This window comes from Roseateles sp. YR242, assembly GCF_900109745.1.
Lineage (GTDB): Bacteria > Pseudomonadota > Gammaproteobacteria > Burkholderiales > Burkholderiaceae_C > Roseateles.
The window spans coordinates 12,490-32,065 of sequence record NZ_FOAV01000018.1 but is presented as its reverse complement, the minus strand read 5'-3'; the positions used below and the strand labels follow the sequence as shown (position 1 = coordinate 32,065).

The following is a 19,576-nucleotide window of genomic DNA, read 5'->3' as shown; positions in this document are numbered from 1 at the left end:
CCACGTCCTTGCCGTCCATGCCCCTGCCCCAGGAGAGAACACCATGCTGATGCCCACCGCAACGCGTGTGCTTGTGTGCCATGCCGAACCACTGGTCCGCCGGGGTATCGCCGCCACCCTGGGGGTGGACAGCCGCTTCGACGTCGTCGAGCAGCGCCCTGGCGACCTCGGTCTGTATGGGTATGAGTCGCCGCCGTTCCAGGTGGTCATCACCGACCTGTCATTCGGCATCGCCACCGCGATGCAAGGGCGCGACGGGCGGCTGCGCCGGAATGGGCCCACGCCGGAGGTCCTGGTGCTGTCCCACTCGGACGGTGAACTGAGCATCCGCAGTGCCCTGGAGTGCGGCGTGAAGGGCTACCTGACCCAGGCCTGCCAGCCGGAGCACCTGGTGGACGCCGTGCTGGCCCTGGCGCGCGGCCAACGTTACCTGGAGGGTCGGGTGGTGCAGCGGCTGGCAGATACGGTGGCGCAGGACCTGCCCACGCCGAGGGAGATCGATGTGCTGCGCCTGATGGCCACCGGCTTGTGCAACAAGGCCATTGCTGCCGAGCTCAACATCGCCGCTGGCACAGTCAAGACCCACGTCAAATCACTGCTGGGCAAGCTCGACGCGCCGACACGTACGGCCGCGGCAGACATTGCCAACCGTCGCGGCCTGCTGGATGCCTGGGTGGAGAACCTGGCGCCGCCGCGCCATCGCAGGCGCTGGGCGATGGCCTGAGGCGGGGAATTCGCGACCTGCCTGGCGCTTTGCCTGCGCTTTCTCGAAGATTCACGCCGATTCACGCCCAGCGGGCTGCGTCCCATCGATGATTCGTCCGCGCACGTTTTGTAGCGTGGAGAAAGGTTCGCATGTTGGTGTCGGGGGGCAAGGCCCGCGGGGTTCGTCGGGAGCATCGCACCGTTCTTGTGCTGGTGCCCGTGGCGCTGGCCGCCAGCCCGCTGGCCGTCCGGGCCGAGGCAGACAACACACTGCCGCCAGTGATCGTCACCGCTGAACGGATCCCGGGCCCGGCCGACAAGGCGCCGGTGTCGGTGGCCGTGGTCTCGCAGGAAGACATCGAGAAAAAGGGCCTGTTCCAGCTCAACGACCTGGTCGGCATCGTCGCCGGCATGGCTGTGCCCAACGGCTACAGCAACATGCCGCAGACCGTGGGCCTGCGCGGCGTGGGGGTGTCTCAGCCGGCCATGGCCCAGGCGGTCGGCATCTACGTCGACGACGTGCCATTGCTGCGCGGCTACGCCACCGCGCTGTGGGACCTGCCCGATGTCGTGCGCTACGAGGTGCTTCGCGGCCCTCAGGGTACGCTGTACGGCCAGAACGCCACGGCGGGGGCGGTCAAGATCGTCTCCGCTGACCCCGACCAGATCACCGGCTCCTGGGTCAGTGCCGGCCTGGGCAACCTCGGGCAGCGCGAGGCACGCGGGCTGTTTGCGGGGCAGTTGAGCCCGGACCTGAGCGCTTCGCTCGCCGTCTCCCGCCGGGCCAACGACGGCTTTGGCTACAACGCCACCCGGCACGAAGACATCAACAAGCTGGATGCCACGCAGTTCCGCGCCAAGGTGAAGGTGCGCGCCGGCTCGTCGGCACACATCACCTTCGCGGTGGATGGCTTGCTGGACCGCTCCGACACCAACACCACCAACTATCCGCTCAACCACGAAAACGCCGCACCGCGGGTTTCCTACAACGCGTCCGATGCGGGTGCCTTCAAGCGCAAGGCCGGCGGGGCCTCGGCCACCGCCGAGTGGGACGTGGGCGCCGGCATGAAGCTGCGTTCCATCACCGCCTACCGGGGCTACACCGATGACCCCACGGTGGCGGACTGGAGCGGCCTGGAGGTGGAGCGCTACGAAATTTCGCAGCAGGTGCGGCAACGCACCTTCTCCCAGGAATTGCAAATGGTGTGGCGTGGCACCGACCTGGACCTGGTCGCCGGCGCCATGCTGCTGCGAGACCGCTTCGACTTCAACCGCTACGTCACGGCCTTCCCGCTAGCGGCGCCGGCACCCGGCTACACCCAGGCCCTGACCCATCAGGAGACGCGGGACCTGGGCCTTTATGCACAGGGCCACCTGCGCCTGACCGACCGGCTCTCGGCCACGCTGGGCCTGCGCGGCTACAACACCCGGCAAGACGCCGCCAACGCCTTCTGGCGAACGAATGCCCAGTTCGTACCCACGCAGCAGGTCTACGACGCCCCTCAGCTGCACACCAGCGAGCACGGCCTGCTGCCGCGGGTGGGCGTGGATTTCAACGCCTCGCCGACGACCTTCCTGTATGCCAGCGTGGCGCGCGGCGAGAAGTTCGCGGGCTTCAATCGCGCGGCGGAGTCACTGATCTCCGCCGGTGTGGCGGCACGCCCGGAGAAGGTCACCACCTATGAAACGGGCGTCAAGCTGCGCACCGCGCCGGAACGGCTGACCGTCAATGCGGCTGCGTTCTACAACGACTACAAGGACTACCTCGCCTCGCTGAGCGGCACCACCGTCAACGGCGTGTTGGTGACGGACACCGTGTTCCTGAACGCCGCCAGCGCCCGCACGTATGGCGTGGACCTGGAGGCCGAGAAGGGCCTGACGGCCGACGTGAGCATCACCAGTGCCGTGGAGTGGCTGCGCGCGAACTTCCGCAGCTTCCTCAATCCCAGTGGCGCCGCAGCCGGCGACTTCACCGGCCACACACTGCCCTACGCCCCCCGCTGGAGCGTCGCGCTTGGACTGAAGGGCCGCCGCAGCATGGCGGGTGGGCTGGTGACGGCCGACGCCTGGCTGCAGTACATCGACCAGCAGTTCATCGATGCTGCCAACACCGCTGCGCTGCGTGCACCGCGACAGACCTATCTCAACTTCGCATTGACCTACGCGCCGGACGGCTCCCGGTGGCAGGCCTCACTGCGGGTACGCAACGCCACCGACCGCGCCTATGCGCTGGCCCGCAGCCGCATCCCGGCACTGGGCATCGATGCGGCCTACTACAACGCGCCGCGGACCGTCATGGCGAACCTGCGGTATGACCTCTAGCCTGGTCCTGGGGACGCCCACCCACGCTGTGTCGTCGGCGCTTCAGTTCGGCCCCTTCCTGTTCGACCCGGTGCGGCGGGAAATCAGCAACGGGCACCAGCCGCTGCGGGTGGGCAGCCGGGCCCTGCAACTTCTTGAAGTATTGCTGGAGCAGCCCGGCCGGCTGTACAGCCGTGAAGAACTGGTGGCCCGCGTTTGGCCACGCACGGTGGTGGAGGAAACCAGCCTGCGCGTGCACATGTCGGCGCTGCGCAAGGCACTGGGCGATGGCATTGCGGGCGTCCGCTACATCACCAATGTGCCGGGGCGAGGTTATGCCTTTGTGGCGGAGGTCCATGCGGCACCGCCCCGTGCAGGCGGGCCGCATTCGCGGGCCTGGCCGGAGCCACCGCACCCGCCACTTGCTCCCCTTGCGCCCTTGACGTCGTTCGCGCCCTTCCCGCCGAGCACGGCGGACGCGCCGTTCCCCTCCCCCTCCGGGCCTTCCCACGTCCCCGCGTCTGCATCCATTGCAGCCAGCCTCACCAGCCGGCTGACCCGCCCCATAGGCCGGGAGCACGTCATGGCCCAGATCGGCGGGCTGTTGGCGCGGGAACGTCTCGTCTCCGTGGTCGGCGCCGGAGGCATGGGCAAGACGACGGTGGCCCTCTCGGTGGCCGACGGCCTGCGGCCGCAGTATGCGGATGGTGTCCACCTGGTGGACCTGTCCGGCTTGTCAGATCCGACCCTGGTGGCCGCCGAGTTGGGGCAGGCGGTCGGCGCCGTCGTGTCGGCGGGTGATCCACACGCCATGCTGGAAGCCGCGCTGCGAAGCCGGCATCTGCTGTTTGTGCTGGACAACTGCGAGCAAGTCATCGACGCCGTGGCCAGGGTGGTCGACCGGCTGATGCGCGTATGCCCGGGGGTGAACTTCCTGGCGACCAGCCGCGAACCGCTGGAGGTGGAGGCGGAATGGGTATTCAAGCTCCCGCCACTGGCCCTGCCTGCGCCAGATGAGTCGCTGGACACGGACGATCTGCTTGCCTACCCGGCGATCCAGCTCTTTGTGGAGCGTGCCCAGGCCACCTGCGCCGCCTTCACGATGACGGAGACCCACGCGCCGGCGGTCCGTCAGCTCTGCGGCTTCCTGGACGGCATTCCCTTGGCCATCGAGCTGGCCGCAGCACGCGTGGACAGCCTTGGCGTGCAGGGGCTGCTGCAGCGCCTGGAAAGCGCCTTTGAGCTGCTGACCCGGGGGCGACGCACCGCACTCTCCCGCCACCGGACACTGCTCGCGGTGATGGACTGGAGCTACGACCTGCTCAGCGACAGCGAGCAACAGGTGCTGCAGCGGCTCTCCGTATTCCGTGGAGCCTTTGACCTGGACGGCGCGGTAGCGGTCGCCTCCGGCGACGAACTGACCCGGCGTCAGGTCATTGAAGGCGTGCTGAGCCTGTGTGCCAAGTCGCTGATCGTGCTGGAAGCCACCGACGGAGACCTGCGGCTGCATCGCCTGCTCTACATCACACGCCTGTATGCGGAGAAGAAACTCGCCGACAGCGCGGATGCGGCCGAGGTCCATCGCCGCCATGCCACGCTCGTCACCGAAGGCCTGCTGCGCGCGCGCGATGCAGAGGCGGCCATGTCGCAATATCACTGGTCACCGGCATTGGGCTCCACCATCCCGGATGTACGGGCCGCGATCGAATGGACCTTGATCGAGGAACACGACCTCGCGCTGGGCCTGCGGCTCACCGCCGCCGCCAAGCGCACCTACTGCGATGTTGGCCTGGTGGACGAATACCTGCACCACCTGGAAACGGCCTTGAGCAAGGTCGACCGCGCCGGATCGGACAAGGCGCAGTTGGAACTGCCGCTGCGGGTGGCCGCCAATTTCATGCTGGGCTACGTGCCCCAGGGCAGCCAGCAATACGCCGATGTCTTCTCGCGTACGCGCCAGTTGCTGCAGACTCTGGGCTCCGACGACGAACGGATCGAAGCGCTTTTCGGCATGAGCACCAGCGCTTACGGCCAAGGCAATTACCAGATGTCGCTGGCGTCGTGCGAAGAGATCCGCAGCCTCGCCAAAGGTCGGTTCGAACCGCTGGCGATCGCGATCTCGGACCGCGTCTGCGCACTGTGTCTGCATTCGATGGGGGACCACAACGCGGCGGAACACCTGGCCTGGCGGGTCATCGGCTTCAACGGCGCTCGCGTGGGCCGCCAGTTCCTCAGCGAGGTGCCTTTTGGTGTCTCCATGCGCATCCAGCTGGCGCGCATCCACTGGCTGCGAGGCAACTTCGTCACCGCCTGGCAGATGCTGACGCAGGCCCTCGACGGCAGCAAGGACGCCCATGTCTTCGCGCGCTGCCAGGTGCTGGGCACGGCGGCCATCCCGATGGCGATCTGGCGCGGCGACCGGGCGCTGGCGGACTCATGGACCCACGAACTCCGGGAGCTCTCCGAACGCAAGAGCCTGGCCTACTGGCTGGCCCATGCGCAGGCCTTCCGTTGCGTAGTGGCTGGCGACGCCATCTCCCCGGGCTGCCCGGTGGACCTGGCCATGGCGCGCTGCCCGCCGCTGGGCGACATGATGGCCACCTTGCGCTCGACCTGCCCACCGGCATATACGCAGGCGCGCGTCGAGCAAGGGGCTGTGGGGTGGTGTGCACCCGAGGTCATGCGGCTGGTGGCGCTTGACGAGCTGCGCCAGGCACCTGAGCCAGGCGCGGCCCTGATGCGACTGGACCAGGCCATGAAGCTCGCCGAACAACAGGGCGCCAAATTCTGGATGCTGCGCATTGCGCTGGCCCTGGCAGCCTTGGCCAGGGATGGGGAGCTCGTGACCGCATCCGCGCCCGCACCCGCATCTGTATCCGCATCCGCATCCGCATCCGCATCCGCATCCGCATTGGCCACTGTGGGCCAACTTCTGTCGAAGCTCGACGATGGCAGCGAGATCCCCGACTTGGTGACGGCACGGATGATGTTGAAGGACTGTTCATGACCAAGCCGCTCAGCCCACCAGGTCGGCCGCGCCAGCCGGGTGACATCGGTGAAGTGGCTCCACCGCCCCGGGCCGCCGACAGCGCGGGGCCGAGCGCGGGGACAAGCGCGGGGCCGAGCCCGATGCCTGGTGACCAGGGCTTGATGCCCGACGGGAGGCGCGATTGGGATCGCGACCCGCACGGCGACGTAGGGCACGACTTGGGGCACGACTTGGGGCGCGACGTGGAGCGCGACGTCATGCGCGGAGAGCCTCGCACCCTGGCGCACACCGCACTGCCGGAGTTGCCGCGCCATTTTGTCGGTCGCGACGAAGTGGCCAGGAAGCTCGCGGCCCAGTTGGCCGAGCAGCGGCTGCTGTCCATCGTGGGCGCGGGCGGCCTGGGCAAGACCACCTTGGCGGTGGCGGTGGCTCGCCGCTTGTCCGACACCCTCACGGGCGGCGTCTATCTGCTGGACCTGGCCCGGCTGGGCAGCGGCGCGACGCTGGAGGCCGAGCTGGGCCTGGTGCTGGGCATGGACGGTTCGCGCGGCGTGTCGCCCGCGGCGCTGCGCCAGCGGCTGGCGGGCCAGCAGATGCTGCTGGTGCTGGACAGCTGCGAGACGGTCATCGAGGCAGCCGCCACGCTGGTGGAGGACCTGCTGGCCTCGGTCCCCGAAGTGCTGATCCTGGCGACCAGCCGCGAGCCCCTGCGAGCCCGGGACGAATGGGTGCACCGTCTGGCACCGCTGACCTCGCCACCCTCGGCAGCCGCCCTGCCCCCATGGCTGGCGATGACCTATCCGGCGGTGCAGCTGTTCTTCAACGTTGCCCAGTCGCGAGACCCGGCCTTCGCGGCCACACCGGAGAATCTGGCCCAGGCGACCGCCCTTTGTGCCCGCCTGGACGGGAGCCCGCTGGGCATCACGCTGGTGGCGTCGCATGCCAGCCAGCTGGGCCTGGAGCGGGTGGCCGCGCGGCTGGAGCCGGAATTGTTGAGCCTGGCGGCTGACGGCACGTCGAACCGGCACAGCTCGCTGGAGGCCGTGCTCGACTGGAGCTACCGGCTGCTGCAGGGCGATGAGCAGCGCGCTTTCCGTGCGTTGTCCTGCCTGCGCGGCAGTTTCGATCTGGAGACGGCCGTGGCGGCGGCCGGCGGGCCTCGCGCCCAGGCGATGGACGATGTCCTGAGCCTGACCGACAAATCGCTGCTGATGACGCTGCAGATCGGCGACCAGACGGTCTACCGCATGCCCGACCTGACGCGGGCTTATGCGGGCGAACAGTTGGCCCAGGCCGATGCGACGGAATACCGTGCGGCGCGCACCCGCCACGCGGACGTGCTGATCCGCTTGCTGGCGGTGGCCGAACAGCAGTGGAACTCGATGGGCAAGGCCGAGTGGCGCCGCACCTACGGTGTCTGGATCGAGGATGTGCGCCACGCGCTGGGTTGGGCGTTCTCAGACAGCGGCGATGTGTTGCTGGGAACCGAGCTGACAGTGGCCGTGCTGCAACTGGCCGAACAGACCGGTCTGTTCGCCGGCTTCGATGCCTTTGCACGCCGTGCCCTGCGGGAGGTCTCGCTGCTGGATCCACCCCGGCCCGATCTGGCCGTGCGCATCCACACCTTCCCGGCCTTTGGCCAGTTGAAGGCACTGAGCGATGACCCCAATCACATCGCCACGCTGACCAAGGCGCTGACGATCAATACCTTCGATGCTTCGGCGGCGACCCTGCTCGGGGCACGCGTCGCGCTGTGGGCCAACAGTTTTCAGCTGGGCAACTACCGGGAGTCTCTGAAACGGTCGAACGACATTCGGCAGCTGTCCGACATGGATTGGGTGGTGGACGTGACGGCGCGGCGCACGCGCGCGCAGTCATTGCATTTTCTGGGCGAGCACGCGGCCGCCCGCAAGCTGGCCACCAGCGTGCTGGCGCAGGCGGACAGGCGCATTCCGCTGTCCTACACGCCGTCGCCGGTCAGCCTGGAAGTGTCGATGCGCATCCTGCTGGCACGCCTGCACTGGATGGAAGGGCGCCCTGGCCTGGCCTGGCGCACCGTGGAGGAATGCCTGGCTTTTGCAGAGCAGGACGCGCCCCCCTCCATCTGCCAGACGCTGGCCATCGGCGCCATTCCCGTGGCCTTGTGGTCCGGGCGCAAGGATGCCTGCGCCGCGTGGGCGGCACAGCTGCTGGAACATTCCACCCGCTACGAATTCCAGTACTACATGGCCTGGGCACGTCTCATCGAAGTGGTGCTGGATGCCGGCGGCGCCGACCTGCCCGCCCACACCGAGGCGCTGAAAACCCTGCCCAATGAGGAGCAGACCAAGTACCGCGACCATCTCGCCACCTTCCAGCCGGACAGCCTCTGTGACGACACCCTGTTGCGCGCACAGACGGGTGCGGTCGGCTGGTGTGCGCCCGAAGTCATTCGCCTGAGGGCCGAGCATGTGGCTACCGACAACGGTCCGGAAGCCCGGCCCGTGGCCACGGCGTTGCTGGCGCAGTCGCTGAGCCTGGCTCGCACGCAGGGGGCTTTGGGATGGGAGTTGCGGACGGCGATCAGCGTGGCGCGGCTGTCGCGGCAATGGGGTGACCCCAAGCCGGGCCTGCACCAGCTAAGCGCGGTCTACGACCGGTTCAGCGAAGGTTTCGGCACGCAGGATCTGCGCGTGGCCCGTCAGTTGCTGGACGCGAGTTGAATGCACGCACTCAGGCCACTGCCTGCCGCTGCCGGCCACGCGGGGAGAGGCAGGTCACGGCAATGGCCGCCACCACGGTGCACGCGATCACAGCGAACATGGCTTCAGCGCCCTGGTTGCGCAGCAACGGCACCAGCAACAGCGGCGCTACTGCCGCACCGACACGGTTCAGCGCCCAGGCACTGGACAGCCGGCGGCCTCGGCCTTGGGTCGGGAAGAGTTCGGCGGCGTAGAGGTTCAGCGTCGCGAGGTAGATGGACGTCACCATGCCAAACACGGCGGCGGCGGCCAGGACCTGCCAGCCCACGGTGGACGACACGAACACGGCACCCGCCAGCAGCATCACCACGGAGCAGCCGGCCAGGCCGTACCGCCGGTCGATGCGATCCAGGCTCATGGAACTGATGATGTTGCCTGCCATTGGGCCGGCCATGGAGACACCCACCACCATCAAGGCGTCGTTGAGCGCAAAGCCGCGCTGCGTCAGCACCGCACCGGACAGGATGGGGAACGAAGCAGTCGCCCAGGGGCTGAGCGCGAACAAGGCGTAGACCTGGCGTTGCGGGCCGGCGGCTTGTGCGGGGTCGGATGCGGTGATGGCGGTAGACGCGGCGGTTGATGATGCCCCTGGCCAGGACACCGCCCTCGAATGCTCGAAGCGGCTCAAGGCAAGCGCGGCTTGCGCCAAACGCCCTCGTACTTCCAGGAACCGTGGGGACTCGGGCAGCAGCGCGGTGGCCCCGGCCGTCAGCAGACACAGCAGCCCCAGCACGCCGAAGGTCAGCCGCCAAGCTTCACCGCCATGCCAGGAGGAGGTGCTCATGCCGTGCAGGAACATCAGCGTGCACAAGGGGCCTACGGTGGACAACGCAATGCACCAGAACGTCATCTCGCCGCGGTGTTTCGGAGGCAGTACGTCGGCCAGGAGAGCAATCACCAGCGGCGGCAGCACGCCCAACGCCAGGCCCGACAGGCCGCGGCAGACCGTGAGTTCCAGTATGTTGTGCGCAAAGCTTGCGGCGAACGAGGTGACGGTGGTCCACAGCAGCACACCGATCAACACCCGCCTGCGGCCGATCCGGTCGGCCAGCCAGCCGAACAGCGGCGCGCCAATGACCGCCCCCACGTAGACCGAGGACAGCAGCGCGGACAACTCGCCCGCAGAGGCCTTGTTGGCCCCGCTGGAGAAGATGGCCGACAAGGCCCCGCTGAGCGACATCTCGCTGATGGCCGCAGCCATTGCCAGGGTACAGACCAGCACCAGGCCGACATGCATCCGTGTCAGTGGCAATCGGTCCAACTGCGATGCGATGCCGGGCGAGTCGTGAATGGCGGCCAAAATCTGCTTCCTGTTCCTTGGAGCGCCGGACCATAAGCCATGGCGTCAGCGTCACAGGCATTGCGCACCCAGGATTCACGACGATTCACATCGCCGCCGCGTCCTGCATTCAGGCTGCGTTCGCCGTTGCCGCGCCGGTGCGGACGGCCAGGCGTTGCAGATCCAGCGCATGGCGGGCGTGGACAGCGCCAGCCTCCGGCGACTCGGCCAAGCGTTCCAGCGCGTACAGACGTACGGCGTGCGGCAGTTGGTAGCAAGGGCCATCGTCGGTGCCCAGCCCGTGCAAGCAGGGCTGCAGCAGGGATTTGTCCACCAGGCGCAGCACGATTTCTTCGACGCTGGCGGGCCCAGGCGGCCGTGCCGCCACGGCGGCCGCGCTGGTCAGCGAGAAGCGCGCGTCAAACACGGCCAGGCCGCACAGCACCTGGCGCTCCGCGTCGTCGAGCAGCCCGTAACTCCAGTCCATCGTGGCGCGCAGGGATTGGTGACGTGGCTGGGCGCCTCGGCGGCCGCGGTTCAGCAGCAGCAGCCAATCCTCCGGCCGTGCCAGCAGGCCCTTCAGGCCGACGGCCGGTATGCGCCAGGCCGCCAGTTCCAGGGCCAGCGGGACGCCGTCGAGCTGGCGGCACAGTTCACGGAGGTCTGGCAGGTCGGCATCGTCGAACACCACCGTATCCGCCGCTGCACGGGCGCGTTCCACAAACAGGGCCAGGGCGGAGAACTGCAATGCCTCCGCCAGTGTCTGCGCCTGGGCGGGCACGGTGGCGAGCGGTTCCAGGCGCAGCACATGCTCGCCGGTCGCGTTCAACGGCTCGCGGCTGGTGCAGATCAGGCGCACCTGGGGCGCCTGGCCGGTGATGGCTTCGGCCAGCGTGGCGGCCTCTTCCAGCACATGCTCGCAGTTGTCCAGGATGATCAGTTGCTCGGTCTGCCGCAAGGCAGCGGCCAGCGTGGGCAGGCTCGCGCCAGGCTGACCCAGCGCCACGGCCACGTGGGGGAAAACCCCGCCGATGGCGACCTGCGACAGGTCGATCCAGCTGCCACCGCTGGCGAAGCCCGGAGCAAAACGGGCCAGCGCCTGCTGGGCCACGCTGGTCTTGCCCATGCCGCCCGGGCCGACCAGGCTCACGATGGGGCAGCGCTGCAGCATCGTCGAGAGGGTGATCAGGGTCGGTTCACGGCCGATGAGGCGAGGCAGCAGCGGCCGGGACGGCACGGTGGCAACTGGCGACGCCGTAGCCGGGGTTGGCTGGCTGCGGCGTTGGCGCACCACAGGGGCGACGAAGCTGTAGCCGCGGCCCGGCACATTGGCGATATAGCCGCGTCCGCTGTCCCTCTCCCCCAGCGCCTTGCGCAGCGCGGCCACATGCACACGCAAGCTGGAGTCCTCCACGATGGTGCGTGGCCAGACACGCGCCACCAGGTGCTCCCGGCTCAGCACGTCCCCCGCCTGTTCCACCAGCGCGATGAGCAGGTCCAGTGCCCGGCTGCCCAGGGTCACTTCGTTGGGTCCAAGCGACAGCGAGCGACGGCTCACGTCAAGCGTGAAGCCGTCAAACACATAGACCTGAACGTCCGGACCAGCAATCATGGGGCGCGAGGATGTTTCATCGCAAAAGATACGGGTCAGGATGCTAGCTGGTCGAGGGGGAGATCGCCAGCGGGGCGCGTTACAAGATTTGGCGTCCCCTGGATCGACCCGGATCGACCCGGATCGACCTGGCTCAGCCAGGAAGGTACCGTCGCCCTTTTGAGCCCCGTCCATCAACAACACTTCTGAGAACACCTTCCAATGAGATTCCCCATTCCCGTCAGCAAGTGGACGGTGGTAATTCTGGCGGCCTTCGTCTTGATGGCGGGAGGGGCATTTGTTCTCAAGCGCTCCTCTGACGATGCGGCTGATGGAACGCGCAGGTCGGCAGACGGCGCCGCCGCCCAAGCCCATGACGGGCCCACCGTGCAGCTGGGAAGGCCCGAGCTCACGCCGAAGGACGATTCGCAAAAGACGCCGCCGGCGCAACGGAATCCGTTGGCGATAGGCATGACCTCGCCAAACCCGCTGGCCTTCGTCACCCAGATGCGGCAGCAGGGCGGCCCGGGCGCCTATGCCATGGCGGAGCAGGTCACGTACCAGTGCCGAGAGGCGCTCCAGGCACTGCAGCGATACACCGATCCGGCCTATGCGTCGCTGCGGGCCTCCCAACGGGCCAGGAATGTGGGCCGAGAGGGGCACGCTGAGTCGCTTCAGGCGATGAGCGCCCAGAAGATTGAAGCCCGATGCCGCCCCTTTGCCGATGATCTGGAGAGCGATCAACCGAAGTCTGATGACAGCTCAGCAAAGGCGTATCAGGAAGCCATGCAATTGCTTCTGGATCCGAGCAAAGACCTGGCCACCAGCTTGAAGGCGCTGGCCGAGCAAGGACAGCTTCAAAGTGCTGCGGTGGTTCTTCGAAGCCGATACCGGTTTCGGGACGATGAGCTGAATACGCCGGAGAACCGGGACCTCCTGGCCCGTGCAATGACGCTGGCAGCCTTCAACGCGAGCACCGATCAGCAGAACCAGTCGGAGGATCTTCGTTTGATGACCAGTTGCCTGTACAGCAGCGTCTGTGACGGCAGCTATGCCTCCGAAGTGCTGGAGCGTTGGCCCGAGGGCTCGCCTCAACGCGCCAAGGCGCAAGCCGTGGCCGAACAGTTCCAGCGCGCGTTCGAAACGGGTGACTATGCAGCGTTTGTGAGAAAGCGCTAGGGAACGTCTGCATAACTCCCGCGAGCCGAGGTGACTCTGATTCGGATGGGACGCAAGGCGCAAACCACAGCCATAGCGGGCGCTATGGCGAGGATTTGCAACGCTGCGGACCGCCCGAAGCGGGGTCAAATCGGCCGCGAGGAGCTATGCAGAAGTTCTTGGGAAAGCGAGGCCATCGGCTGCGAGGCGTTGTGCAGCAGGTCCCTTCGACTCAAGGGGACTTTTCGAGCGTGGCACCTTTCACCCGTGTCGGCGCCGCTTCATAGTTCAGCGGCACCCATTCAAAGGCATTACCGGCCTTGCGGACGTGGCCCACGCCCGGGAAGGAGATGTGGGCCGCCGCCACGAGGTAGCACCTCTCTGCGGCCGATTGAAGCAGGCCGACCCGTGTCTTGCGCGCTTCGGCACCGTCCGAGTCGTACGTCACCGTGACCTCTGGATGCGGGAGCTGCAGAGCCGCCACGTGGACCAAGTCGCCGACCACCACAAGCGTCTGCCCCCGGCTGGTGAATGCAAAGCTCAGGTGGCCGGGGGTGTGCCCCGGCGAGGCCAGCACCTCCACTCCATCTTCGATGGGGCCGGGCCCGGAGATCGGTTGCAGCCGTCCCGCCGCCTTGTAGGGCGCCAGCGAAGCGGCTGCCGCATCGAAGAACGTCGACAGGAACTCCGGCGCCTTTGCCTTGGCGGCGGCTGAAGTCCAATAGTCCACATCAGTCTTTGAGGCCCTCACCACCGCGTTGGGGAAAACCGCCCGCCCGCCGCTGGTGATACCGCCTACGTGGTCCTTGTGCAGATGGGTGAGGAGCACCAGGTCCACCTGCTCCGGCAAGTAGCCCGCAGCCCTAATTTGCTGCACCACCTGCCCGCAACAATCGCCGTACAGCGCGCCTGCGCCTGCATCCACAAGAATCAGCCTCTTCCCTGTGTTGATGAGGAAGGCATTGATGGAACCCGCCGGCGGTCGGTCGAGGAAATCGTGCTCCAGGGCGTCTCCGATTTCCGGCCCGCTTGCGCCGACCATGACCGTGTCGACCGGAAACGGATGCGTGCCGTCCGACAGCGCCGTCACATCCAGCTGCCCGACTCTGAAGCGATAGATGCCCGGCGGCGGGACCTGCGAGACATCGGCAGCGGCCAGGGTGAGGGTGTGGGCCAGCAAACCCAGAAGAAGTGCACCCGCGCCACGGGCGAGGCTGGTGGCGAAACTCATCGCAGACTCCATGCGGTCGTTGTAGCCGGCCATCGTGGCTGAGGAGGCCGCAAACGCGCACCCCCAATTGGCCGATGCTTTGGCACCGCCTTCGCGCCTACGGCCTCCAAGGCTACAGTTCGCCCATGTACGATCATCACTTCGCCATGCGGCGCATCGCCGCCTTCGGTCTGGTGCTTGGCTTGGCCGGCTGTGGCGTGACGCCGGATGGGCTCTACGAGCCCCTCCAGGCGGCGTCTCGCACCCAGTGTCTTTCGCAGCCCAACCAGGCCGAATATCAACGGTGTGTGGACCGGAACAGCGTAAGCAAGGGCCGGTACGACGGCGAGGTGCGGCGGGTGTCGAAGCAGCGAGACTAGGGAATCTCTCTCGGGCGTCCCGCTTGCTCTGCAGCGTGCATTTCAAGACCTGCGGGAGCGGCTGATGAAAGCCAGGAAATTGACCGACGTGCCTGAACGGACTTTCGTTCTGGTGTTCGAGACCGGCGACGAAGTGATGACGGTGCTGCAGCGCTTTGCGCAGGAAAACGCCCTGACCGCATGCAGCCTGCGCGCCATCGGCGCATTTGAAAGCGCTGTCGTGGGCTACTTCGACTGGGAGCGCAAGGAGTACCTGCGAATCCCTGTGGATGAGCAGGTCCAGGTGCTTTCGCTGCTCGGCGACATCGCCCTGGACGGCGATACGCCCAAAGTCCATCTGCACGCCGTGCTCGGCCGGCGGGATGGGTCCACCGTTGGCGGGCATCTGCTGGAGGCGCACGTGCGCCCGACGCTGGAGGTCATCGCCAGCGACGCGCCCACGCATCTCCGCCGGCGCTTCGACGCAGCATCGGGCATCAGCCTCATCGACCCCACCGCGCGCTAGTGGGCATCGGGCTTGCCAGATCAGTTGCTGAGGCGGACCAACGTGGCTCGCCGAACCCAGCCATCATCGCCAGGAGAACTTCCATGCCGTCCACCACGCCCAGAACCCAACCCAGCCGCAAAACCGCCACCCGCAGCGCAGCGGCCCCCCGTACCAAGACGCCGGATGCCGTCGCCTTGCTGCGCGCAGATCACAAGCTGGTCAGTGAGCTCTTCGACCAGTTCGAGAAATCTCGCTCCACGGCGAAGAAGAAGCAGCTGGTCGCACAGATCTGCCTGGAACTGACCGTGCACGCTCAGGTGGAAGAAGAGATCTTCTATCCGGAAGTTCAGGCAGCGCTGAAGGACAAGGAGCTCGTCCCCGAAGCGCGGGTAGAGCACCAAAGCATCAAGGACCTGATCGCTGCCGTTGAAGGCGTCGAGCCTGGCGGCGAAGACTATGACGCCAAGGTCAAGGTCATGAGCGAGTGGGTCAAGCACCACGTCAAGGAGGAGCAAAACGAGATGTTCCCCAAGGCGAAGAAGTCAGGCTTGGATATGGCCGAACTGGGCGAACGCATCGCGCAGCGCAAGGAAGAATTGCTGGCGCAGGAGCAGGCCAAGCACTGATCAGCGGCGAGGCTTTCGGCCCAAACATCAGGAGTATTTCGATGACGTCCACGAGCAAGATCGCTTTTCCCAAGCAATCACAGCCCTGGCCGGGCCTCGCCAGCGAGATGACACCGCGGCCCGATCACGGGGAAAGCAGTTATGTGGGGCACGGCCGCCTCACTGGCCGCCGCGCATTGATTACCGGGGGCGACAGCGGGATTGGCCGCGCCGCCGCGATCGCGTTTGCCCGAGAGGGCGCCGATGTGGCCATCAACTACCTGCCGGCGGAGGAGCCGGACGCGAAGGAAGTGATCGAACTGATCCGCTCTGCGGGACGCAAGGCGGTCGCCCTACCGGGTGACTTGCGCGATGAAGCCTTCTGCGAGCAACTGGTGGCGAACGCCGTGACGGAATTGGGCGGCCTGGACATTCTGGTGAACAACGCGGCCCGCCAACAGAGCCATGAATCGATTCTGGACATCAGCACCGAGCAGTTCGACTGGACATTCAAGACCAATATCTATGCCCCGTTCTGGCTCTGCAAGGCGGCCGTTCCTCATCTTGCGGCGGGCAGCTCCATCATCAACACGGCGTCCGTCAACGCCTATGACCCCGGCGAAAACCTGCTGGACTATGCCTCTACCAAAGGCGCGATCCTGATCTTCACCAAGGGCCTGGCCAAACAGTTGGCCAAGCAAGGCATCCGCGTCAACGCGGTTGCCCCCGGCCCGTTCTGGACGCCGTTGCAGGTGTGTGGCGGCCAGACGCAGGAGAAGTTGCAGAAATTTGGTACCGAGACGCCCATGGGGAGAGCAGGTCAACCTGCGGAGCTGGCTGCGGTGTATGTCCTGCTGGCGTCTGCAGAATCCAGCTACGCCACCGGGCAGGTGTATGGCGCCTCCGGTGGACGTGGTGACCCATGAGGCCACAAGCCTCAAGTTTTCTTGACGATGCTGATGCTCCCATCACTCTCCAACACCGCCATCTTCATGTCCGCCAGCGAGCAATCGCACTCCCGCAGCGCTTTCTCCACATCCGCGCCGCTGAGCCGGTGACGTCGCAAGACATCGTTGAACCAGCGGCCATCTCGTCCCACGAGTACGGGCGATCCTTCGATCCAATGCTCGAAACGCTTGCTTCGAGAACCGAGAAACGCAAGGGTGCTGTTCATCGCGATCAAGGCCGCCGCAAGGATCCAGGCACCAACGACCGAGTTCTCGCCGCCGCTCAGTCCATTACTCACGGACTCACTCAGCAGCATCACCACCAGCAGGTCAAACGGGGTGAACTGGCCGACCGTCCGTTTTCCGGACACGCGCACCATCACCAGTAGAGCGCCATAAATGAGGGCCGCTCGCGCCAGCAGCTCCCAGGGGCTGATCTGCATTTCGAACATTGCCGCGTTCTCCTGTAGGCGTGCCTGCGGTCCAGAGCCGAATGCTGCGACCGCAGCGCGCTGAGACGTCAGGGCAACGCACAGACCTGCGCGTCGATGTTCCGCTCGCTTTCATCGACCAGCGACTGGCCGTTGAGACACAATCCGAACCGACTCAAACGGAACGGCTCATCAGCGCCATTTCGGGAGCTTCGTCCGCAAGGGCACCAGCCCTGCGAGCTTCCGAGGCGCGGCCTGTCTCCACTCGGCTGCTATTGGCGGGCGATCCGCCTTGGTCCTCGTCCACTCGAATCACCTGCTCGGCGGCGCGCAGGTAGGCCAGGGCCAAGTCAGGATGGCGAGACCCACGCGCCACCGCCTCCAGTGAGCCCGAGCGGCGCAGCGCCTTATTGAGTTCAGCCACTTCGTCACCCAGCGCTTGGGCTGCGTCGAGGGCGCGCATCAGGTCGAGCAAGCCGCCGCGCTTGGGCTGAGAGACGTCCGGGCATAGCTTGCGAATCAGGGCCGGCTGTGTGCGCAAGGCATCAGCCAACGCAATGGCCTCCCGGTCCCGCAGCGGGGCGAGATGCCGGGTGCCGTGCAGAAACATCGATGCCATCCCGCGCAGGAGGCGCGATGGCAGATTGGCGTAAAGCTCGCCCAGCAGCGTGGCGGCCTCATGCAATTGCTGGCGGATGGCCGCGCGTGCAACCGGCAGCACCGCCGGGTCGTTCTCCACCTGATAGCGCCACACGCTGGCGGAAGCGAGGTACAGGCAGGCAAGCACATCGCCCAAGCGTGCCGACAACAACTCCATGCGCTTGAGCTTCCCCCCCAGTAAACCCATGGCGAGATCAGCGGTGAGCGCGTAGCGTGCGGAAAGCGAGGCGATCAGCTTGGCCTCGGCGCGCAGATCGGCAGGTGGCTCCCCCAACAAAGGCGTGTGCGCCAGGCTTCGCCAGAGGTTGCGCATCACGTGGCCGACGTGCCCCACGAGCGCGCGGCCCAGCCGCTCAGGATCCTGCGCCTGTACAGCCGCCATTTCTTCCAGCACAAAAGGATGGCAACGTGTCGCCCCCTGGCCGAAGATGATCAGCGCCCGTGACAGCAGATTTGCGCCTTCCACCGTGATGGCGATGGGAGCATGGCGATAAGCCACACCCAGCAGGTTGCGCGGGCCGGCAATGATGCCCTTGCCCCCCAGGACATCCATGCCATCGTTGACGGCTCGGCGACCCGCTTCGGTCAACTGCACCTTGAGGATGGCGCTGGCCACGCTGGGACGCTCGCCTTCATCAAGCACCGCAGCGGTGTAGCGCCGGGCGGCATCGGTGGCATAGAGCCTGGCGGCCATCTGCGCGGTGATGCCTGCAATGGCGTGGAAACGCCCGATGGGCAAGCCAAACTGTTCACGTACCTGCCCGTAGCCGTTGACCACGAACAGCGCCGTCTGCTGCATGGCGGCACCCAGGGCCGGCAGCGAGATGGCGCGGCCAGCGGCCAGGCACTCCATCAGCATGCGCCAGCCCTGACCCACCCGCTCCTCGCCGCCGATCACCCAATCCATCGGCACAAATACGTCCTTGCCGCGAATCGGCCCGTTCATGAAGGCCGAGTCCATGGGGCGGTGACGGTGACCGATTTCCATGCCGGGCGTCGGCACCGGCAGCAATGCGCAGGTGATGCCGAGCTCCTGCTGGCCGTCGGGCCGTGTGGGGTCCACTGCCTGGAAGGCCAGGCCCACGACGCTGGCCACGGGGGCGAGCGTGATGTAGCGCTTGTCGAAGCGCACATTGAAGCCGCGCACCGGCCGGCCATCGATGATGCGTTCGGTGAGAACACCTCGGTCGGGGATGGAGGCTGCGTCCGACCCCGCGTAGGGCGAAGTCAGGCCGAAACAGGGCAGCTCGCGGCCGTCGGCCAGGCGAGGCAGGTAATGTTGCTGCTGTGCCGGCGTGCCATAACGCAGGAGCAGTTCGGCCGGGCCCAGTGAGTTGGGCACCATGACCGTCACTGCACAAGCGGTGTTGACGGTGGCGATGCGGGTCACTACCTCGGCATGCGCGTAATGGCCGAAACCCAGGCCGCCGTATTCCTTGGGAATGATCATCCCGAAAAAGCGGTTCTCGCGCAGGTATTGCCACACCTCGGGCGGCAGGTCGCCGGCTTCGTCGATGGCGTGGTCGTCCAGCATGCCGACGAGTGTGTTCACCTCCTGGTCGAGGAAGCGACGCTCGTCTTCGGTCAGGCGGTTGGGACCTTGTCCCGCCAATACATCGAAATCCGGCTGGCCCGCAAAGAGTTGCCCTTCAAAGCCAACGGTACCGGCTTCGAGCGCAGCGCGTTCCGTATCGCCCATGGCGGGCAAGGCTTTGGCGAACGGCGCCATAGCCAGGCGCCCGATGAGTTGGTGCAGTCCCATGGAGCAAGGCTAGCGCTGGCAGCCTGTTGCCAACGTCAGCCCCGGCCGCGCCCGCGTGTAGGACGAGCTTACGGCTGCTTCTGGCTTATGTGCCAAGCCACCAACGCATTGGCGTGGCCGTGACCCAAACCATGCTCCGTCTTGAGCAGGTTCACCAGTTCCATGTGCTTGAGGGAGCCAGCTTGCTGCAACAGTTGCATCCAGTAGGCAATGGGGTGGCCGTATGTTTTTTCGATGGAGGGAAAGTACGACGCAGGACCTTTGACGGGGGGTGGGGTAGCCATACGCAGGATCTCCGGTTGGGGGAATGCCTATCCTGGCCGGCGGGCG

15 protein-coding genes are annotated in these 19,576 nt (G+C 66.5%); 9 read left to right on the top strand and 6 right to left on the bottom strand.

Features of this window, described 5'->3' with window-relative positions; all coding sequences use genetic code 11:
* Nucleotides 1–43 precede the first annotated feature (43 nt).
* The 4 genes from BMY53_RS23010 (at nt 44) to BMY53_RS22995 (ending at nt 8,697) form a co-directional block, all read left to right on the top strand.
* The gene (locus tag BMY53_RS23010) at nt 44–724 is read left to right on the top strand and encodes a LuxR C-terminal-related transcriptional regulator (RefSeq protein ID WP_092949107.1); all 681 of its coding nucleotides are present in this window, start codon (nt 44–46) and stop codon (nt 722–724) included.
* A 131-nt stretch (nt 725–855) separates the two neighbouring features.
* Complete coding sequence (locus tag BMY53_RS23005; RefSeq protein ID WP_092949105.1) at nt 856–3,027, top strand: TonB-dependent receptor; 2,172 nt, start codon at nt 856–858, stop codon at nt 3,025–3,027.
* Nucleotides 3,017–6,013 carry an ATP-binding protein gene (locus BMY53_RS26560; RefSeq protein WP_177201009.1) on the top strand — a complete coding sequence of 999 codons (2,997 nt, stop codon included), beginning with the start codon at nt 3,017–3,019 and terminating at the stop codon, nt 6,011–6,013. Before BMY53_RS23005 ends, BMY53_RS26560 begins: the two co-directional genes overlap by 11 nt.
* Before the next feature lie 239 nt (nt 6,014–6,252).
* Nucleotides 6,253–8,697 carry an ATP-binding protein gene (locus BMY53_RS22995; protein ID WP_092949101.1) on the top strand — a complete coding sequence of 815 codons (2,445 nt, stop codon included), beginning with the start codon at nt 6,253–6,255 and terminating at the stop codon, nt 8,695–8,697.
* A 10-nt stretch (nt 8,698–8,707) separates the two neighbouring features.
* Here the strand turns inward: BMY53_RS22995 and BMY53_RS22990 are convergent, their stop codons facing one another.
* Nucleotides 8,708–10,036 (bottom strand): MFS transporter, encoded by a 1,329-nt coding sequence (locus BMY53_RS22990; RefSeq protein ID WP_092949099.1) that lies wholly within the window; start codon nt 10,034–10,036, stop codon nt 8,708–8,710.
* A gap of 109 nt (nt 10,037–10,145) precedes the next feature.
* Nucleotides 10,146–11,627: an ATP-binding protein gene (locus tag BMY53_RS22985; protein WP_177201008.1), complete on the bottom strand. Its 1,482-nt coding sequence runs from the start codon at nt 11,625–11,627 to the stop codon at nt 10,146–10,148.
* A gap of 450 nt (nt 11,628–12,077) precedes the next feature.
* Here BMY53_RS22985 and BMY53_RS22980 point away from each other — a divergent pair, with 450 nt between their 5' ends.
* Nucleotides 12,078–12,785 (top strand): hypothetical protein, encoded by a 708-nt coding sequence (locus tag BMY53_RS22980; RefSeq protein ID WP_092949095.1) that lies wholly within the window; start codon nt 12,078–12,080, stop codon nt 12,783–12,785.
* Between the two features lie 211 nt (nt 12,786–12,996).
* Here the strand turns inward: BMY53_RS22980 and BMY53_RS22975 are convergent, their stop codons facing one another.
* Nucleotides 12,997–13,995 carry an MBL fold metallo-hydrolase gene (locus BMY53_RS22975; RefSeq protein ID WP_255370344.1) on the bottom strand — a complete coding sequence of 333 codons (999 nt, stop codon included), beginning with the start codon at nt 13,993–13,995 and terminating at the stop codon, nt 12,997–12,999.
* Nucleotides 13,996–14,120: 125 nt separating this feature from the next.
* Here BMY53_RS22975 and BMY53_RS22970 point away from each other — a divergent pair, with 125 nt between their 5' ends.
* The 4 genes from BMY53_RS22970 to BMY53_RS22955 all read left to right on the top strand — a co-directional run bounded on the left by BMY53_RS22970 (nt 14,121) and on the right by BMY53_RS22955 (nt 16,372).
* Complete coding sequence (locus BMY53_RS22970; protein ID WP_143074200.1) at nt 14,121–14,354, top strand: hypothetical protein; 234 nt, start codon at nt 14,121–14,123, stop codon at nt 14,352–14,354.
* A gap of 64 nt (nt 14,355–14,418) precedes the next feature.
* Complete coding sequence (locus tag BMY53_RS22965; RefSeq protein ID WP_092949091.1) at nt 14,419–14,859, top strand: PPC domain-containing DNA-binding protein; 441 nt, start codon at nt 14,419–14,421, stop codon at nt 14,857–14,859.
* An 83-nt stretch (nt 14,860–14,942) separates the two neighbouring features.
* Nucleotides 14,943–15,467 carry a hemerythrin domain-containing protein gene (locus BMY53_RS22960; RefSeq protein ID WP_092949089.1) on the top strand — a complete coding sequence of 175 codons (525 nt, stop codon included), beginning with the start codon at nt 14,943–14,945 and terminating at the stop codon, nt 15,465–15,467.
* A 41-nt stretch (nt 15,468–15,508) separates the two neighbouring features.
* Complete coding sequence (locus tag BMY53_RS22955; protein WP_092949087.1) at nt 15,509–16,372, top strand: SDR family oxidoreductase; 864 nt, start codon at nt 15,509–15,511, stop codon at nt 16,370–16,372.
* Nucleotides 16,373–16,383: 11 nt separating this feature from the next.
* Here BMY53_RS22955 and BMY53_RS22950 read toward each other — a convergent pair whose 3' ends face one another.
* The 3 genes from BMY53_RS22950 to BMY53_RS22940 all read right to left on the bottom strand — a co-directional run bounded on the left by BMY53_RS22950 (nt 16,384) and on the right by BMY53_RS22940 (nt 19,530).
* Nucleotides 16,384–16,845 (bottom strand): DUF421 domain-containing protein, encoded by a 462-nt coding sequence (locus BMY53_RS22950; RefSeq protein WP_092949085.1) that lies wholly within the window; start codon nt 16,843–16,845, stop codon nt 16,384–16,386.
* A gap of 154 nt (nt 16,846–16,999) precedes the next feature.
* Nucleotides 17,000–19,246 (bottom strand): acyl-CoA dehydrogenase, encoded by a 2,247-nt coding sequence (locus BMY53_RS22945; RefSeq protein ID WP_092949083.1) that lies wholly within the window; start codon nt 19,244–19,246, stop codon nt 17,000–17,002.
* A gap of 68 nt (nt 19,247–19,314) precedes the next feature.
* Nucleotides 19,315–19,530 (bottom strand): DUF4287 domain-containing protein, encoded by a 216-nt coding sequence (locus BMY53_RS22940; RefSeq protein WP_092949081.1) that lies wholly within the window; start codon nt 19,528–19,530, stop codon nt 19,315–19,317.
* Between the last annotated feature and the right edge of the window lie 46 nt (nt 19,531–19,576).

Bases quoted from the DNA above. Each gene is read 5' to 3' on its own strand.
- BMY53_RS22985 (WP_177201008.1), bottom strand. From the start codon at position 11,627: ATGATTGCTGGTCCGGACGTTCAGGTCTATGTGTTTGACGGCTTCACG.
- BMY53_RS22955 (WP_092949087.1), top strand. From the start codon at position 15,509: ATGACGTCCACGAGCAAGATCGCTTTTCCCAAGCAATCACAGCCCTGG.
- BMY53_RS22940 (WP_092949081.1), bottom strand. From the start codon at position 19,530: ATGGCTACCCCACCCCCCGTCAAAGGTCCTGCGTCGTACTTTCCCTCC.
- BMY53_RS22950 (WP_092949085.1), bottom strand. From the start codon at position 16,845: ATGTTCGAAATGCAGATCAGCCCCTGGGAGCTGCTGGCGCGAGCGGCC.
- BMY53_RS22980 (WP_092949095.1), top strand. From the start codon at position 12,078: ATGACCTCGCCAAACCCGCTGGCCTTCGTCACCCAGATGCGGCAGCAG.
- BMY53_RS23005 (WP_092949105.1), top strand. From the start codon at position 856: ATGTTGGTGTCGGGGGGCAAGGCCCGCGGGGTTCGTCGGGAGCATCGC.
- BMY53_RS22970 (WP_143074200.1), top strand. From the start codon at position 14,121: ATGTACGATCATCACTTCGCCATGCGGCGCATCGCCGCCTTCGGTCTG.
- BMY53_RS23010 (WP_092949107.1), top strand. From the start codon at position 44: ATGCTGATGCCCACCGCAACGCGTGTGCTTGTGTGCCATGCCGAACCA.
- BMY53_RS22995 (WP_092949101.1), top strand. From the start codon at position 6,253: ATGCGCGGAGAGCCTCGCACCCTGGCGCACACCGCACTGCCGGAGTTG.
- BMY53_RS22975 (WP_255370344.1), bottom strand. From the start codon at position 13,995: ATGAGTTTCGCCACCAGCCTCGCCCGTGGCGCGGGTGCACTTCTTCTG.
- BMY53_RS26560 (WP_177201009.1), top strand. From the start codon at position 3,017: ATGACCTCTAGCCTGGTCCTGGGGACGCCCACCCACGCTGTGTCGTCG.
- BMY53_RS22945 (WP_092949083.1), bottom strand. From the start codon at position 19,246: ATGGGACTGCACCAACTCATCGGGCGCCTGGCTATGGCGCCGTTCGCC.
- BMY53_RS22960 (WP_092949089.1), top strand. From the start codon at position 14,943: ATGCCGTCCACCACGCCCAGAACCCAACCCAGCCGCAAAACCGCCACC.
- BMY53_RS22965 (WP_092949091.1), top strand. From the start codon at position 14,419: ATGAAAGCCAGGAAATTGACCGACGTGCCTGAACGGACTTTCGTTCTG.